15 protein-coding genes are annotated in these 17,342 nt (G+C 40.1%); 3 read left to right on the top strand and 12 right to left on the bottom strand.

Translation table 11 applies throughout. The annotated features are described in order from the left end of the window. Nucleotides 1–82 precede the first annotated feature (82 nt). Both KDU71_RS11855 and proS read right to left on the bottom strand, forming a co-directional pair. Entirely contained in the window at nucleotides 83–772 is a 690-nt protein-coding gene (locus KDU71_RS11855) for a hypothetical protein (RefSeq protein ID WP_212191190.1), read from the bottom strand. Nucleotides 773–885: 113 nt separating this feature from the next. Further along, a complete protein-coding gene (proS, locus tag KDU71_RS11850) occupies nucleotides 886–2,358 on the bottom strand; it encodes a proline--tRNA ligase (RefSeq protein WP_212191188.1) in 1,473 nt (490 codons plus the stop codon). Between the two features lie 235 nt (nucleotides 2,359–2,593). On the opposite strand from proS, the gene KDU71_RS11845 reads away from it, so the two are divergent. After that, nucleotides 2,594–4,075, top strand: coding sequence for a hypothetical protein (locus KDU71_RS11845; RefSeq protein ID WP_212191186.1), 1,482 nt, complete (start codon nucleotides 2,594–2,596; stop codon nucleotides 4,073–4,075). Between the two features lie 34 nt (nucleotides 4,076–4,109). Then, complete coding sequence (locus tag KDU71_RS11840) at nucleotides 4,110–5,675, top strand: OmpP1/FadL family transporter (RefSeq protein ID WP_212191184.1); 1,566 nt, start codon at nucleotides 4,110–4,112, stop codon at nucleotides 5,673–5,675. A gap of 81 nt (nucleotides 5,676–5,756) precedes the next feature. Here the strand turns inward: KDU71_RS11840 and KDU71_RS11835 are convergent, their stop codons facing one another. The 8 genes from KDU71_RS11835 to KDU71_RS11800 form a co-directional block, all read right to left on the bottom strand. Continuing rightward, entirely contained in the window at nucleotides 5,757–7,034 is a 1,278-nt protein-coding gene (locus KDU71_RS11835; protein ID WP_244828446.1) for a sulfate adenylyltransferase subunit 1, read from the bottom strand. A gap of 28 nt (nucleotides 7,035–7,062) precedes the next feature. After that, nucleotides 7,063–7,968: a sulfate adenylyltransferase subunit CysD gene (cysD, locus tag KDU71_RS11830; RefSeq protein ID WP_212191182.1), complete on the bottom strand. Its 906-nt coding sequence runs from the start codon at nucleotides 7,966–7,968 to the stop codon at nucleotides 7,063–7,065. 176 nt (nucleotides 7,969–8,144) lie between these two features. Further along, nucleotides 8,145–8,990: an enoyl-ACP reductase FabI gene (locus tag KDU71_RS11825; RefSeq protein ID WP_212191180.1), complete on the bottom strand. Its 846-nt coding sequence runs from the start codon at nucleotides 8,988–8,990 to the stop codon at nucleotides 8,145–8,147. Between the two features lie 131 nt (nucleotides 8,991–9,121). After that, on the bottom strand, nucleotides 9,122–10,777 hold the full coding sequence (gene recN, locus KDU71_RS11820) for a DNA repair protein RecN (protein ID WP_212191178.1): 1,656 nt from the start codon (nucleotides 10,775–10,777) through the stop codon (nucleotides 9,122–9,124). Between the two features lies 1 nt (nucleotide 10,778). Beyond that, nucleotides 10,779–11,675 (bottom strand): type IX secretion system protein PorD, encoded by an 897-nt coding sequence (porD, locus tag KDU71_RS11815; protein WP_212191176.1) that lies wholly within the window; start codon nucleotides 11,673–11,675, stop codon nucleotides 10,779–10,781. A 15-nt stretch (nucleotides 11,676–11,690) separates the two neighbouring features. Continuing rightward, the gene (coaBC, locus tag KDU71_RS11810) at nucleotides 11,691–12,905 is read right to left on the bottom strand and encodes a bifunctional phosphopantothenoylcysteine decarboxylase/phosphopantothenate--cysteine ligase CoaBC (RefSeq protein ID WP_212191174.1); all 1,215 of its coding nucleotides are present in this window, start codon (nucleotides 12,903–12,905) and stop codon (nucleotides 11,691–11,693) included. 97 nt (nucleotides 12,906–13,002) lie between these two features. Beyond that, nucleotides 13,003–13,341, bottom strand: a complete 339-nt coding sequence (locus tag KDU71_RS11805) for a DNA-directed RNA polymerase subunit omega (protein ID WP_244824892.1) — start codon at nucleotides 13,339–13,341, stop codon at nucleotides 13,003–13,005. A gap of 10 nt (nucleotides 13,342–13,351) precedes the next feature. Beyond that, complete coding sequence (locus KDU71_RS11800; RefSeq protein ID WP_244824890.1) at nucleotides 13,352–14,185, bottom strand: outer membrane protein assembly factor BamD; 834 nt, start codon at nucleotides 14,183–14,185, stop codon at nucleotides 13,352–13,354. A gap of 472 nt (nucleotides 14,186–14,657) precedes the next feature. Here KDU71_RS11800 and KDU71_RS11795 point away from each other — a divergent pair, with 472 nt between their 5' ends. Further along, a complete protein-coding gene (locus KDU71_RS11795; RefSeq protein WP_244828444.1) occupies nucleotides 14,658–15,800 on the top strand; it encodes an aminotransferase class I/II-fold pyridoxal phosphate-dependent enzyme in 1,143 nt (380 codons plus the stop codon). A gap of 68 nt (nucleotides 15,801–15,868) precedes the next feature. Here KDU71_RS11795 and KDU71_RS11790 read toward each other — a convergent pair whose 3' ends face one another. Further along, nucleotides 15,869–16,720 (bottom strand): hypothetical protein, encoded by an 852-nt coding sequence (locus KDU71_RS11790; RefSeq protein WP_212191162.1) that lies wholly within the window; start codon nucleotides 16,718–16,720, stop codon nucleotides 15,869–15,871. 3 nt (nucleotides 16,721–16,723) lie between these two features. Next, nucleotides 16,724–17,341: a cytochrome b/b6 domain-containing protein gene (locus KDU71_RS11785; RefSeq protein WP_212191156.1), complete on the bottom strand. Its 618-nt coding sequence runs from the start codon at nucleotides 17,339–17,341 to the stop codon at nucleotides 16,724–16,726. Between the last annotated feature and the right edge of the window lies 1 nt (nucleotide 17,342).

The following is a 17,342-nucleotide window of genomic DNA, read 5'->3' as shown; positions in this document are numbered from 1 at the left end:
GCTTGGTTGTTTGTTGAATTATTAAGTTGCTTTGCTATTTATTTGTCTAATATCCAACAGCGAAGCGTCATATTATCTAAATTCACTGCTGCACATCATCAGCTTTGTAAACAAAGCCCAAGCGTTTGCCCGTTTGCATCTTTGAGCTGAGTATCTCCCCATTCATCTGCATCATCGAAATGATTTTCACATCGTCATAAGGAGGTACCAACAAGTCAAATTCAAGTGAATATAAGATGGCTGTCTCAATAATCTTCTGCCAATTCTCTGCATTAATTATTGAACTGCCAAAATGATTAATGCCAGTGCCCTTTTGTCGTTTCCCTTCCACGAAATAATGCCCCTCCTTATTGATAAATACGCGGGCAATCAGGTAACCGGCATCATGCTCTCGGTTATACCTGAAAGAATCGTACAAAAAGTTGTAGATATTAACAACGCCGCAATAGGAGTTGTTCTCATCGGTTTTTACATAGTCGCTTTTCCACACCTCATGGTCGCGATCAAATTCGAAAGTATTGGTATGCATATGAAACACCAACACATCACCTGCCACCTTTAATTGTGCAACAAACTCGCCTTTATCCTCAAACAACAGATGAATCCTCGTGTCAGTATCATCCAATTGCAGGTTATACTCATGCTGCACTTTTTTAAGCACCTCTTTGAGCAAGTCAAAATTCTTCTTTGTCGATTCAAAAACATCTTGTTTAACAACAGCTTTTGTCTGCAGTATATCGACTATTCCCTTTTTAATTTCTTCATTATTCATAGAGTGTACTTTTAAGTTTTAATAGTAAAAGGTTGGCTAAATTTAAACTTTTTCGCACAAAAAAAGGGAAACCTTTATCATGGTCTCCCTTTACTATATCATTTAAAATGCTTTTAGTAGGCTCTTGCAAACATTACGCGCTTACCCGATGGTTTTCCTGAGTAGATACATAGACCCTCTTCATCAGGCTGATCTAGTGGAATACAGCGTATTGTTGCTTTCGTTTCTTCTTTAATCTTCTGCTCTGTTTCAGGCGTTCCATCCCAATGAGCCATAATAAAGCCACCTTCTTCCAATCGTTCTTTAAACTCTTCATAAGTATCTACCGATACAGTCTTCTCAGCTCTGAATTCCAAGGCCTTTTGGAAAATATTTGTCTGAATATCATCCAATAGCTTGACAATATGCTCATCAACACCATCCAGTGTAACAACTTCTTTACTAAGAGTATCACGGCGAGCCACTTCAACTGTTCCATTCTCCAGGTCGCGTGGTCCCATAGCCAAACGAACCGGTACACCTTTCAATTCGTACTCAGCAAATTTCCAGCCTGGTTTCTTATTATCGTTATCATCAAATTTCACATCAATGCCTCTATCACGGAGCTTTGCAATTAATCCGCCGGCCACTTCTTTAATTTTAGCCAACTCCTCAGGCTTGCGAAAGATAGGTACAATCACTACCTGAATTGGTGCCAATTTTGGAGGTAATACCAAGCCATTATCATCGGAATGAGCCATAATTAAGGCACCCATCAAGCGTGTTGAAACACCCCAAGATGTTGCCCATACATAATCTTCTTTTCCTTCTTTGCTGGCAAATTTCACATCAAATGCCTTAGCAAAATTCTGACCTAAGAAATGCGATGTACCTGACTGCAATGCCTTTCCATCCTGCATCAATGCTTCAATTGTATATGTTTCAAGAGCTCCTGCAAAACGCTCGTTAGCTGATTTGATACCCTTCACAACCGGCACCGCCATAAATTTCTCAGCAAAATCACCATACACGTTAATCATGGTTTCAGTCTCTTCAATGGCTTCTTGCTTTGTAGCATGGGCCGTATGACCTTCTTGCCATAAAAATTCTGCTGTACGCAGAAACAGACGTGTACGCATTTCCCAGCGCACCACATTGGCCCATTGGTTACATTTGATTGGCAGGTCACGGTACGATTGAATCCAATTTTTATAAGTGTTCCAGATAATGGTTTCAGATGTTGGACGCACAATCAATTCTTCCTCCAGTTTTGCCTCCGGATCCACCACTACTCCATTTCCATCTGGATCATTCATCAGGCGATAGTGAGTAACAACGGCACATTCCTTAGCAAATCCTTCAACATGATCGGCTTCTTTACTAAAGAATGACTTGGGAATAAAAATCGGGAAATACGCATTTTCATGCCCTGTATCTTTAAACATGCGGTCTAATACACTCTGCATTTTTTCCCATATGGCATAGCCATAAGGCTTAATTACCATACATCCACGTACTGCTGAATTTTCAGCTAAATCTGCTTTCAGTACAAGGTCGTTGTACCATTGTGAATAACTTTCACTCCTAGGCGTTAAAACTTTTGCCATCTTCTAATTCTTAATTTATATCCGTTTCTAAACAAGAGGCACAAAAATAACAAAATTTAAGCCAATTCGTTAGGCCATAACCCTTGATTTTTTAATATTGCACACATCAGAAGAGAAACAACCGAAACAACCACCTTTAACATTTATTGAAATATTATTTACATTTTTTAATATACGGCACGGTATTTGCTTCTTTTCATGTGTAATTAAACCTTGTAAATCCGGAGGATTAGCGATGAAAACCTATACAGTATTCGGCTTATTTATCCTGCTTTTTTTAAGCGGATGTAGTTCTTCTCAGTATCTTGACAGCAGTTACTACGATGATGATTTGTATTATAAACCCAAAAGCAATCCTGTAGCAGTTAACGATTCTTATGCGCCAATTGCACAAGATAAAGCAATAAGAAAAGAAGATCAGAAAACAGTTAATCAACTTAAAAACCAGTACAACCAATCAGAACTGGCAACAGAGGACAACAGAAACTTCTCTCAAATACAGGCTGATTACATGGATCTGCTTGCCAATGATTCGCTGGCACAAATGGACACATTAGTCTATTTTAATGAAGAAACTGGTTACTGGGTGGATGGATTCAATGGTTCAACCATGGATCAGGATTATGCCGAACGACTCATAAGATTTCATGGACCTTTCAATGGCATCCCCTACTGGTCGCCTCTATATAATGACATGGTTTATTTCAATAACTGGGACTGGAACGTATATGTAGATGGTAACTACGCCTATGCCTTCCCCACCTGGAGCAATCCTTGGTACAACGACTACCGATGGAATTACGGCTACCGCAACCCATGGCGCTGGAATGTATCTATGAGCTGGGGATGGGGATTCCCTTATTACAGCCACAATTACTATCCATGGTATACACCATGGTATAGCCCATGGTACAACCCATTTTTTGGTCCCTACTATTGCCACTCTTATCATGATGCTTGGCATGGCAATTATTACCCTCCCATTCACAACCCTGGTGGCGGTGGTATCGCCCGCGAATACAGACCAAGAGGTGGACAGGCCACATCTGTGCGTCCGGAAGGTAGTTCCAGAGTTTCCTCAAGCAGAATTTCAAGCGGCAGAACTGCCAGCACCAAAAGCTACATTGAAACTACACCTACGAGAGAATCCTATATACGTGGCACAACCAGTGTAACGCATAACAGTCAGAACCAACGGACAATAACCAGTACTAAAACCGGCAATACATACACCAGAGTTGGCCGACAAGATAACACTACCAAGAGTTCAGGTTCCGTTGGAACCTCAAGAAGTCAGGGCAATACCAGGAGAAGCTACACCCCCAGCTATTCTAATTCAAGGAGCAACACAAGCAGAGCTACCTATAATAGAAACAGCAGTTACAGTCGACCTTCTTCAACACGTAGCTCTAGCTCAACAAACAGAAGCATGACAACGCGTAGTCAAAGCAACAGTAGTTCATCAAATAAAAGCTACAGCAATAGCGGTCGAAGCAGCTATTCGCCAAGTCGTTCGTCTGGAAGTAGTAGCCGAAGCAGCTATACTCCTAGCCGTTCATCTGGTAGTAGCAGCCACAGCTCTTACACGCCAAGCCGAAGTTCGAGTAGTTCAAGTAGCTATTCAGGAAGTAGCTCAAGCGGGAGCTCACGCAGCTCAAGTTCAAGCTCTGGTTCATCACGAAGCAGTGGCTCATCACGAAGCGGAGGAAGACGATAAGCACTTAATCTATTTACCCTAATATTTAACCTATATGAAAAAGTCATTATACATTCTGCTTGCTAGCCTGCTTGTTAGCAGTTTCTTAAACGCACAAAACCTGGATGATGCCCTTAGGTTTAATAAAAGAGAACTCACTGGTACGTCTCGCTCTCTTGGCATGGCTAACGCATTTGGCTCATTGGGAGGCGACTTAACCGGTATAAGCATTAACCCGGCGGGCATTGCAGTATATCGCACTTCAGAATTTGCTTTTACACCGTCTATTTCTTTAAATCAATCCAAAACAAATTACATGGGATTGGCCGATAAAGATGATAAATACGCCTTCCCATTCAACCAGGTAGGTGGAGTGGCAACCAACAAGCCCATGAGGGAGAAAGAAAAAGGACTAATCAGTACTCACTTTGGATTAACTTACACCCGCACTGCCGATTTTAACGAAAACACCAGTATGTTTATGGGCAGGGGCGTACAAGATTATTACGACGCGTCGGGCTATCCGACACAACTCAATACATTACTGAATAATATTGTTTGGGATGCCAACGGTCAAGCTCCCGAGAGTTTTAAAAACAGAGAGTATTTTGCTTACGAAGCGTATCTTTTTGACCCTGTTGAGGAAGGAAGCTACGAGTACTTTAGCCAATACGAAGACATTGATGCGGATGGTTATATTTTTGATCGTAATGTTAACGGAATTGACCAATACAATATAATAGAGCGCAGCGGTTATTCTGGCGAGTACGGACTTACTTTTGGCGCTAACATTAGTCATGTACTCTTACTTGGTGCCTCTCTAAACTTTCAAACTTACCGATTTGAGCAAAAAGAAAGTTTCAGAGAAGTTAACAATAACAGCTTCGTTCCATCCGGCCCCGAAGATGTAAATTACTTTGATGCCTACAACAAGTTATCACAAAAAGGATTTGGAGTGAATGGTAAGTTTGGATTAATCGTCAACTTATTCCCCATTCGCTTAGGAGCATCTTTTCACACCCCAACTTTCTATAATATTGATGAAAAATTCAACAAGGGTATTAGCTCATATTTCATTGATTATCGTTCATTTGACAAACCCTTTGAACATGGTGAATTTTCATATGACTACCGTACTCCCTACCGAGCCCAGGGTAGCATTTCAATGATCCTGGGAAAATTTGGGCTTCTCTCATTTGACTATGAAATGACCGATCATACTTCGTCAAAATTTTCATCAAGCCGATTTGCCACTAACATTAAGGATGCCAACGAAGCTATCAAAACAACGATGAAGGTGACGCATGACTTTAAGGCAGGCCTTGAAATTAAACCCGTTCCTTATTTGGCTATTCGCGCAGGTGGAGCCTATTTTGATTCGCCTCTTAAGAAGGAGTTTATCGGTCAGGAACTCACAAAATGGATGGCTACAGGAGGTATTGGTGTACGCAGTAAAAACTTCTTCTTTGACGTGGCCTATGCCTATAAATTCAATAAAGACAACTATTATATAGACACTGTGAGCGATCAGTCACTTCTACACGGACTATCGTTTACTGATCCGGTTGCGCTGGAATACAGAAACCATCAGGCTAGCTTTACCTTTGGTTGGAAATTTTAACCTTCTCCAACCTATTCTTAACCATAAGAAAGGCCGCTACTCAAACGAGAAGCGGCCTTTTATTTGAACTAAACATTTTGCTTAAATAATCATACCGGCAGCTACCGTTTCGTTAGTTGCTTCATCAACCAGTATTATACTACCTGTGATGCGATTACGACTATACGAATCGAAGAACAAAGGCTTTGTTGAGCGAATCTTGATACGCGCAATATCATTCATACCAACCTCTTTATCTTCTTCATTCTTTTCAAGTGTATTAATATTCATCTTATACTGAATATCAGTCACCATACAACGGGCATCTGAAGAAGTATGTTTAATCACATACTTACCACGCGGCATCAGCTTACGCTCATTAAACCAGCACACCATCGCTTCAATATCCTGACTATTTTTCGGCTCAGAGCCATTATTTCTCTTAATCAGCATATCACCACGGCTAATGTCAATCTCATCCTCCAGAGTAATAGAAACCGACTGAGGCGCAAAACCAACATCCAAAGATTCCTCCATCATATCAATGGTTTTCACTTTAGAAGTAAAACCACTTGGCAATACACCTACCTCGTCGCCCACCTTAATAGCACCACTGGCAATTCGTCCGGCATAGCCACGGTAATCTGGCCACTCAGCTGACTGAGGACGAATCACATACTGCACTGGAAAACGGAAGTCATCGTGATTAATATCGCTGCTGATGTGGATATTCTCCAGCAGATACATTAAAGTTGGACCATCGTACCAATCCATTACCTCAGAACGATCGACAACGTTATCACCCTTTAAGGCACTAATTGGCACAAAGCGAATATCTTTGACTGATAATTTTGATGACACTGCATCAATATCAGATTTAATCTTCTCAAAAGTTTCCTGGCTGTAATCAACCAAATCCATTTTGTTGATACAGAAAATAACATGAGGAATCTGCAACAAAGAAGCAATGTAGGCATGACGCAAAGTCTGCTCCAAAACACCATGACGGGCATCCACCAAAATCAAGGCCACGTTAGCGGTACTTGCACCAGTTACCATGTTACGGGTATACTGAATGTGCCCCGGCGTATCGGCAATAATGAACTTACGCTTAGGCGTTGCAAAATAACGATAAGCCACATCAATGGTAATACCCTGTTCACGCTCCGAGCGCAAACCATCTGTTAACAAAGCCAGATTCACCTCTTCATGCCCCGAGCGTTCACTAACACGCTCAATAGCTTCCATCTGATCTTCAAAGATGGCTTTACTATCGTATAATAAACGACCTATTAATGTACTTTTACCATCATCAACACTACCTGCAGTGGTGAATCGTAAAAGCTCCATATCGAGATATCCTGATTCTTTTCCGGACATATTATTGAATTTTCAGATTTAACAAAGTTTAGAAATAACCTTCACGCTTACGATCTTCCATGGCCGATTCAGAACGCTTATCATCAGCACGTCCTCCACGCTCGGTTGTTCTTGTTGATGCCACTTCATGAATGATATCCTCTAATGTATTAGCTGTTGATAGTGTTAGACCTGTACAAGTAACATCACCAATGGTACGACAACGTACATCAAGCGTCTCTACTTTTTCAGTATCTTTCAACTGCATAAAGGGCAATTTAGCCAACCAAACACCATCGCGATTAAATACCTCACGCTTGTGCGTAAAATAAAGACTTGGTAAGTCAATTTGTTCCATATAGATGTATTGCCACACGTCCATTTCGGTCCAGTTACTGATTGGGAATACACGGAAGTGCTCGCCCATGTTTTTACGACCATTGAAGATATTCCAAAGTTCGGGACGTTGATTCTTTGGATCCCACTGTCCAAATTCGTCACGGTGTGAGAAGAAACGTTCTTTAGCACGTGCCTTTTCTTCATCACGGCGCCCGCCACCCATGGCTGCATCAAACTTATGATTTTCTATCGCATCCAGAAGTGTTACGGTCTGAAGCTTATTACGACTGGCATTAACGCCTTTTTCTTCTACTACGCGGCCCTGATCAATTGAATCCTGCACCAATGCAACAATACATTTAGTACCTGTTTCCTCCATAATACGATCGCGGTATTCCAACGCTTCGGGGAAGTTATGGCCTGTATCGATGTGCATTAAAGGAAAAGGGACTTTGCCCGGCCAAAAAGCCTTGCGCGCCAAATGAAACATTACAATTGAGTCTTTTCCTCCGGAGAATAACATCACAGGATTTTCAAATTGAGCTGCAACCTCTCGAATAACATAGATAGACTCTGCTTCCAGTTCCTTAAGGTGATTTATTCGGTATTGATCCATGATAAGTTGATTTGTCTTACAATATAACTTGACAGATATGCTGTCGTCTGCCATCTCTTAACAAAAACGACGCCAAATTTAATGATAAATAAAAGACTTTGAAAATTTTGAGAGCAGTGCTTTTAGGAAATTAACCCTATAAAAAAAGGGTGCTTTCGGCACCCTTTCACAATGTTTTAGTATTTGGTTTCAATATCATCGGTATCAAAACTCTTATTATACTGTGTCATGGCCCTGAGGCTCATCCCCACATTTGAGAAACCGCCATCGTGGAACAGGTTCTGCATGGTCACCTTACGAGTTAAGTCTGAGAACATAGTCAAACAGTAGTCAGCACAGTCGGCTGCATCAGCATTGCCAAGTGGCGACATACGGTCAGAGAAGTCGATAAGGCCATCAATACCTTTCACTCCACTACCAGCTGTCGTTACTGTAGGCGACTGCGAAATAGTGTTAACACGCACTTTTCGCTCGCGACCATAAATATAACCAAAGCTACGGCCAATTGACTCTAATAAAGCTTTGGCATCAGCCATATCGTTGTAACCATAGAATGTGCGCTGTGCAGCCACATAGCTTAACCCAAGAACAGAGCCCCACTCACTTACAGCATCCATCTTGAAAGCTACCTGCAACATTTTATGAAATGAAATAGCCGAAATATCTAATGTTTTAGTTAGATAGTTATAGTCTAAATCATGATAAACCCGCTTTTTACGAACGTTTAGCGACATACCGATTGAGTGCAATACGAAGTCAACTTTACCTCCAAGCACATCCATCGATTTCTGGAAAACATTTTCAAGGTCGGCTACATTGGTAGCATCAGCAGGAATAATTTCTGCTTCACATTTCTTACCTAATTCAACCACCTCACCCATGCGGCAAGCTACCGGAGTATTAGATAAAGTAAAACGTGCTCCTTCTTCGTAAGCTCTTTCAGCTACTTTCCATGCGATAGACATGTCATTTAGGGCACCAAAAATAATCCCTCTTTTTCCTTTTAAAAGATCAAATCCCATATTAATTTAATTTTGAGCGCACAAATATACTGCATATGTTGCACAACACAAGTTTCAATGTTAATATTCTATACCTAACCTTCTTTAACAATTAATTATTAAAAAGGTTCTTGTAAGTTATAAATAGCTGATTAGTTATTCAATAGCGAACGTGCATTTTCGATAGCGGCCTCCGATAAAGTTGATCCACTTAACATCTTTGCCACCTCTACGACCCTATCTTCGTGTGAAAGTTTTCGGATATTAGATATTGTTTTTTCGGCCTCATCCGTTTTAAACACTTTAAAATGATGATCGCCCTTGACTGTAATTTGCGGTAAATGAGTGATACTAATTACCTGCATAGAGTTTCCCATTTGAGCCATGATACCACCCATCTGATCAGCCACCTCACCCGAAACTCCGGTATCTATCTCATCAAAAATAATAGTTGGTAAACCCTTTGATGACGACAGAAGAGATTTAATAGACAACATCACACGTGATATTTCCCCTCCAGAGGCGACCTTATTAATGGGCGACGGCCGACCGCCTTTATTGCCAGAAAACAGAAACTCAATTTCATCAACACCATCATTCGTAAAATGTTTACTTACCTGGTGCTGAATCACAAAATTAGCATGCGGAATACCGAGAGTTTGCAGCTGCTTCTCAATGTTTGATTTAACCAGTTCAAAAACACCTGTTCGGCTCTTGGTAATGGCTTTACCTGCCTTCACCAGTTCCTTTTCAAGCTGCTGCAGTTTCCCTTGCTTTGCTTTCAGCTCATCATCAAAGAAATTTACCTTATCAATAGCCTGTCCCAACTCATCTCTGAGTGCCATTAACTTTTCAACGCTATCAACCCGATGCTTCTGCTGTAAACTATAAATCAGATTAAGACGCTCTTGCACTTGCTGAATCAGCTCAGGGTTATAATCCAGATCTTCAGAGCGTGCTTCAATATCGTCCGCCAAATCTTTCAGATCGATGCGAGCCGACTCCAAACGTTGAATCAACTCCTCCCCATCAGGTAAATAATTAGCTATCCGGCCAAGCTTATTAACAGAATCTGTTAATAGTCCTAATACTGGTGCCGGTTCCTGACTGAGGTTATTAACCACCTCCACTAAATTCATCTTAATCTCTTCGGCATGAGATAATTGCTCAAGTAATTGTTCCTGCTCTTCCTGCTCACCGTTCTGTAATTTAGCACTATCCAGCTGCTCAAACTGAAACTGCATATAATCCAGATCTGCCTTTTGTTTCTCATTCTCCGCAATCAGCTCCTCAATTTCCTTTTGTAAGGCTTTATAGGCAACATAGTTAATGCGGTATTCCTCAAGCAACGTCTTATTGCCAGCTAAGGTATCAACCACCATCCTATGAAATCCATTATCATCAAGCAGCAGGTTTTGATGTTGAGAGTGCACATCTATCAACTGAGCACTAATACTTTTCAAAAAACCAAGATTAACAGGTGTATCGTTGACAAAGGCCCGCGATTTACCTGAAGGCAGCAACTCGCGTCGGATGATTGTTACCTCCTCATAATCCACATCATGCTCATTGAAGAAATCAAGCAAACCATAATTGCCAATATAAAACTCTCCTTCAACCACACACTTCTGCTCCTTGTTAAGCAAAGCATTTACATCACTTCGCTGACCTAAAATCAACGAAAGGGCTCCAAGCAGAACAGACTTACCCGCACCTGTTTCGCCGGTAATAACGGTTAAGCCGCCGTCAAATGTCACTTCAACCTTATCGATTAAGGCGTAATTAGATATAGATAATGACTTGAGCATATTAGTTTGATGATAATATCTTTTCGTACTTCTTATTATTGGCAGGATCTACCTCCTGTAATAACTCTACAATTCTTCCTTTTTCCATTGAAAAGGATTCTTCAAAAATCTTCACTAATTCATCAGATTTTGCAGTAAAAAACACCTGTGTGAAAAATGAACTGGGCCTTTGACGATGCACCTTTCTGGTCAACTCCAGAGCCTTTACAATTTCGGCACGCCCCTCCTCGACCTTATCACTCATTTTATCCAGGCCTTTTCGGTGATATTCATACATACACTGTCGCAAAGGACGATGGTATTCATTAAGAATATTCTCGATCAACCAGTAACGATTGCGCTGACCTTCAAACGATTTCCAGCCAGCCTCCCTGGCTCCCTGGGCTCTGTTAACTATACGTTCAGCTTCCTGGAAGTAAGGCGTTCCTCCATTATTACTATAGGAGTCGTAATCTAAACCGAGTACAACATTGGCATAAAAAGCCAACACGGCTATCAAGTTTGATTCAAAATTATTCGGATTATAAATCAACGGCTCAAACTCTACATACTTAAAATGAAAATCCTGATCCTGATGATTGAACAGTACTGTATAATAATTTGAGTTATAAATCGGTCGCCGAGCCTGAATCTGAAATGAACCTTTAAATTCATCAATGGAGATCATTTCAGCGACGTTAATCATTATATTACAATCAATACGTTCTTCCGGGGCAAACTTATCATTAGTCCACTTTTGATTATTCATGAACTCCATAATGGCCGTTTGAAGCGTTTCAAAAACCTTCTTATTTGAACCTTGAATTTGTGGTGACACTACCTGAACCGCACACTGAAACTCCTGCGCCGACAACGATAGCCCATACACCAAAAGAAGAATACTGATTAAATATCTCATAGCTATTTACGGTTTTTACTCTCGCCCTCGTATACAAGCAACGAACTCATCAACGATATCACGAGCAACTTCATCTTTAGCTTTTAACGCAAATTCCGTGGTCTTATTATCCTTGTCAATAATCGTAATTTTATTTGTATCAGAATTAAAACCAGCCCCTTTATCCTCCAGACTATTTAAAACAATAAAATCTAAGTTTTTCTTTTGAAGCTTTTTTAGGGCATTATTTAGGGCATCCTGCGTTTCTAAAGCAAATCCCACTAAAACCTGCTTATCCGTTTTCTTTTTCCCTAATGAAGCGGCTACATCAACTGTTGCTTCCAGGTTAATGGCCATATTTTCAGATGTACGCTTAATCTTTTCATCAGCCTTGTTCTTCGGCGTATAGTCCGCTACTGCCGCTGACATAATGGCCCCATCCATATCTGAGAATACCTTCTCACATGCATTATACATATCATTGGCACTAACAACATCTACACGGTCGATATTCGGATGATCTACAGGAAGACTGGTTGGTCCGCTCACCAAAGTTACAAGAGCACCTCGCTGAGCTAGTTCCTCCGCAATCGCGTACCCCATCTTACCAGACGAGTAGTTGCCAATAAAGCGCACAGGATCAATTTTCTCATGAGTTGGTCCGGCTGACACTAGTACTTTTTTCCCGTCCAACTCCAGCGTTTCTTTTTTATTAAAGAACACCCTTAGTTCTTCCACAATCTCTTCGGGCTCAGCCATTCGCCCTTTACCAATCAGCCCACTGGCCAACTCACCTGAGTTAGGCTCAATCAAATGATTACCATAAGAACGTAGTGTGGCCATGTTACGCTGCGTTGATGGGTGCTGGTACATATCCAGATCCATTGTTGGGGCAATAAACACCGGGCAACGTGCAGAAAGATAAGTAGTGATCAACAAATTATCAGCCACCCCATTGGCCATCTTACCCATTGTATTAGCTGTGGCTGGCGCAATAATCATAGCATCAGCCCACAATCCACTATCCACATGACTATTCCAATCGCCGTTTTCAGGATTAAAAAACTCCACCAGAATCGGTCGTTTAGATAAGGTTGCCATGGTGAGCGGCGTTATAAACTGTTTCGCCAATTTCGTCATGATGACCTGCACTTCTGCTCCTTCTTTGACCAGCAAACGTGCTAGCGTGGCACACTTATAAGCAGCAATACCACCTGATATTCCGAGAATAAACTTCTTACCTTTTAGCATACTCAAAAATAAAAAAAGATAAAAGAGAATATACTATCCTCCTTTACCTTTTATTATTATTCTTATTAAGTCGTTGAATTAACCAGAGTAAATCTGATTACTCTTCGTTTTCTTCCTTATCCGGATTACGATGGTATACATTACCTTCTACAAACTCCTGCGTAGCAATACATACAGGTTTTGGTAAGCGCTCATAGAAACGCGAAATCTCAATCTGCTCCCTGTTTTCAAATACCTCCTCTAAGTTATCGGTATACGACGCAAACTCCTGAAGCTTCTTGTTTAACTCTTCCTTCATTTCAGAGCTAATCTGATTGGCACGTTTACCCAAAACTACGATTGATTCGTAGATGTTACCGGTTGGCTCAGATAAAACATTTTTATCCCAAGTCACTGTCGATACCGGTGCATTTGTTTTTTTGTAGTCGATTGACATATGAAAATTTTTAATTTACTGCAACTTCGTTATTATATCCTTTCAGCATCTTATCGGTGTCTTCAAATATCCGATCTGCCTTCTTCTTATATTTTCCTTCCGGAAATTCGTTTACAAACGAATAATACTCATCAATAGTGTCTCGCACACGCTCCTCTTTCTTTTCCTCAACACTATTAACTGCCTGAATATATTTTGATTCCAAAATCAGGAATGATAACTCTTCTCTATATTTAGTATCCGGAAAATCCTTCAGACTGTTTTGAGCCGCAATGACTGCCGATTGATAATTATTACCTAGATAATCACCCAAATTATAATACAACTTGGCATTAAGATACGACTTATATACTAACTTATCACGCAACTCATCCATCAAGCGCGTCGATTCATCAACTCTGGCACTATTCGGATACATATTAATAAACAACTGAAACTCCTGTATTGCTTCTTCTGTTGTTGTTTGGTCCAAACGAGGTTTAGGCGAACGCATATAATAACAATAGGCACTCATATACTGACATTCTTCAGCATAATCCCCCGCCGGAAAGTTCTTGACATACTCTCTGTAATAATGCCCCGCAGTTAAAAAATCATTTAAGCCATATAAACAATTAGCATATACATAGTTTGCTTCCTCTGCCTTATCGGTACCCCTGTAAATATTTACCAATTGCCCTAAAAGGGTGGCTGCACGCGTATAATCCTCCTGCTCATAATACTTCATCGCTTCAGCATACCAAAGCTCATAATCCTGGCTTTTAAGTAGTTTCTGATATTTACTACAACCAGAACCAATTATCCCTAGTAATGCAACAACAATCAGTAAGTATTTCAACTTCATATATTTGAAATTTTTGAGATTCAAAAAAATACGTAACAAGCCAGTTCTTTTTAGCTGCTTTTACAACGTGCAAAGATAATCTTTAGGATTTAACCTCACAACCCCGAAACAGATATAATCAACAAGCACAACAATTTGCACCTACAAGCACTCATATTACTTCAACAAACTGCAGCGTAAAGAAAAATACACTAACAAACAAGAAAAAAGCACTAAACACCTGTTAGATTGAACCTTACTAACAGTTCATGCCTAATCCTGCTTAACATCAATCGGCCACATCTCTTTTTTAACCGGGTTTCTTTCAAAAAGATAAGTAAAAACATTACATTTGCAGCGAAAATTTTAAAAGCTCAGTATAGTGGATATTTTCGATAAAATAAAGAAACATATGGGCCCATTGGGTCAATATAGTAAAGAAGCACATGGATACTTCACTTTCCCAAAATTAGAGGGCGAAATTAGTCCAAAAATGAAATTCCGTGGAAAAGAAGTACTTACATGGAGTTTAAACAACTACCTTGGATTAGCGAACCACCCTGCAGTGCGTAAAGCAGATGCTGATGCCGCTGCAGAATACGGAATGGCCTATCCAATGGGTGCTCGGATGATGTCAGGTCAAACAAGCAAACATGAAGAGTTGGAATCTAAACTGGCCGAATTTGTGGGTAAAGAAGATGCCTACCTGCTAAACTTTGGTTACCAGGGAATGGTATCAATCATTGATACCTTAATTGGCCGCAATGATGTTATAGTATATGACTCTGAGTCACATGCTTGCATTATGGACGGTATCTTTCTTCACAAAGCCAAAGGAGGTAAGAGTTTCGTATTTGCCCACAATGAAATGGATAAATGCGAAAAGATGCTTCAGTTCGCCACTAAAAGAGTAAAAGAAACAGGCGGAGGCATCGTTGTAATTACAGAGGGTGTATTTGGCATGGCTGGTGACCTTGGTAATCTTAAGGGCATAGTTAAGCTAAAAGAGAAATATAACTTCCGCATTTTAGTAGATGATGCACACGGATTTGGCACCATGGGTAAAACAGGTGCCGGTGTTGCTGAACACTATGATGTAGTTGACCAAATTGATGTTGTTTTCAATACTTTTGCCAAGTCAATGGCTGGCATTGGCGGTTTTGTTGCCAGTACCGAAGAAGTTATCAACTATTTACGCTATAATATGCGTTCGCAGATTTTTGCTAAGTCATTACCAATGCCAATGGTAGTAGGTGCACTTAAGCGATTAGAAATGTTGCGTGACGAGCCTGAACACAAAGCTAACCTATGGAAAGTAGTTGAAAGACTTCAATCAGGCCTTAAAGAAGCCGGTTTTAACCTTGGAAAAACGGAATCTCCTGTTACCCCAGTATTCCTTGAAGGTAATGTTGCTGAAGCAACTCAGTTAACAATGGACTTACGTGAAAACTACAATATTTTCTGCTCTATTGTTGTTTATCCGGTAATTCCTAAAGACCAGATTATGCTGCGTATTATTCCTACCGCTGTTCACACAATGGAGGATGTTGATTATACAATAAAGGCATTCCGTGAAGTGCAAGAAAAACTAAAAGATGGTAAATACAAGAGCGATAAGATTGCCAGCGTATTTTAAGCTATCAATTCAAGTATACAAAAGAGGCTGTTCATACAATGAACAGCCTCTTTTTTTATAACTCAACACTAAAATTTAATCTTTAACCCCAGACTAAGCAATAATAATCCAAGACTAATGTATTTTAACTCAACCCAGCGATCAAACACCAGACTTAAATCTATTAATTCAGCCGAATCTTCGCTAATAACAGGTGTATTAATTCTTTTTACCACCCAACCTTTCAGATTATAAACATCATCAGTTCCCATTACAACATCAGTATATTCACTAACAGTATCGAAAAAGCGAACCTTAATCTCACCAGATTCACTTATCACGCTTTCGTCAACACCTTCATTTCCTAGCAACTTAACAGCAAAAGGCAAGCGGTAGAATTTACCACTTTCAGCTTCTGCCTCAAACAGCGCCCTATCAGCACCAGTGCGCATAGACAGGTTATAATAATCATGCTGCCCTACAACTGTTGAAAATACAAATACGAGGGTAGCAATTACAATAAGGAGTGATGACCATTTAGCTTTAAACTGGCGACTGTTTAACCCTATGAAAACACCTCCGGCAAAAAATGCGCATATAGCAAGAAGCATGGCTGGCACAGCCCGTAAGCGATTTACAAAAGAAACCTCAAATCCATCGGGCCTGATTAGAATCTGAATTCCAAGAAAAACAGCCACGATACAAATGGGCAATAAGATTTCTTTACTCCCAATAAACTTAACTTTTTCTGAATCGGAGATAATTCCTACAGCCAGCCCTATAGCGGCAACAAGCAATATAAAATAAAGATTTTGCGGCCACACAAGTTGTGCAATCCCCAATGTCGATAAAACTGGATTTAAAAAATAACCAATTAATAGTAAACCAAAAGAAATGAGGATACCAGGCAGGTACCCTCTTTTAATCGATAAATCATCCATAGATCAATGAGATTCGTGATAACCGTTAACAATACTCTTAAAATTGGCACTAACAGAAGCACCCATAGTAGCAAAATACAAATGAATCACCAAGAATAAACTGGCTAAAAACCCAGCACTGGCATGAAGTAGTGCTGTTAACAAAGTGCCTCCTATCCCAAAGAAATTATCAATAATGGCCTCTGGAAACATCAGAGCTAAACCTGTAACAATTAAAATTGGGTACAGTACAAAAATAACCCCAACATAGGTTACTTGCTGCAATGGATTAAATTTTGCGTCTTCCGTTGTAGGATAAGGTGAACTTTCACCCTTAAAAACGCCAAATGTATAATACCTAATCTGCTTAACAAGTCTTTCAGTCAAGCCCTTAAATCTAAGTTTATAGTGCTTTTTATTGGAAGTAAAAGCAAAAGCCACTAGAAAGAATAAGTAGGCTAGGAATATTATAATTCCCGACATATTATGACTAGACACTGCTACATCAAATGGTAATAATGGGTATGCTGGGTTAGAATACTGCATACTAATACCGGAGATTAATAAAACTAGAAAGCATAAGGCATTAACTGCGTGCCAAATTCTAATCCAAACTGGATATAAATAAAGTTTATCACTCATA

The organism is Carboxylicivirga sediminis, from assembly GCF_018156225.1.
Classification (GTDB): Bacteria; Bacteroidota; Bacteroidia; order Bacteroidales; family Marinilabiliaceae; genus Carboxylicivirga; species Carboxylicivirga sediminis.
This window is presented reverse-complemented; position numbering and strand designations above follow the sequence as displayed.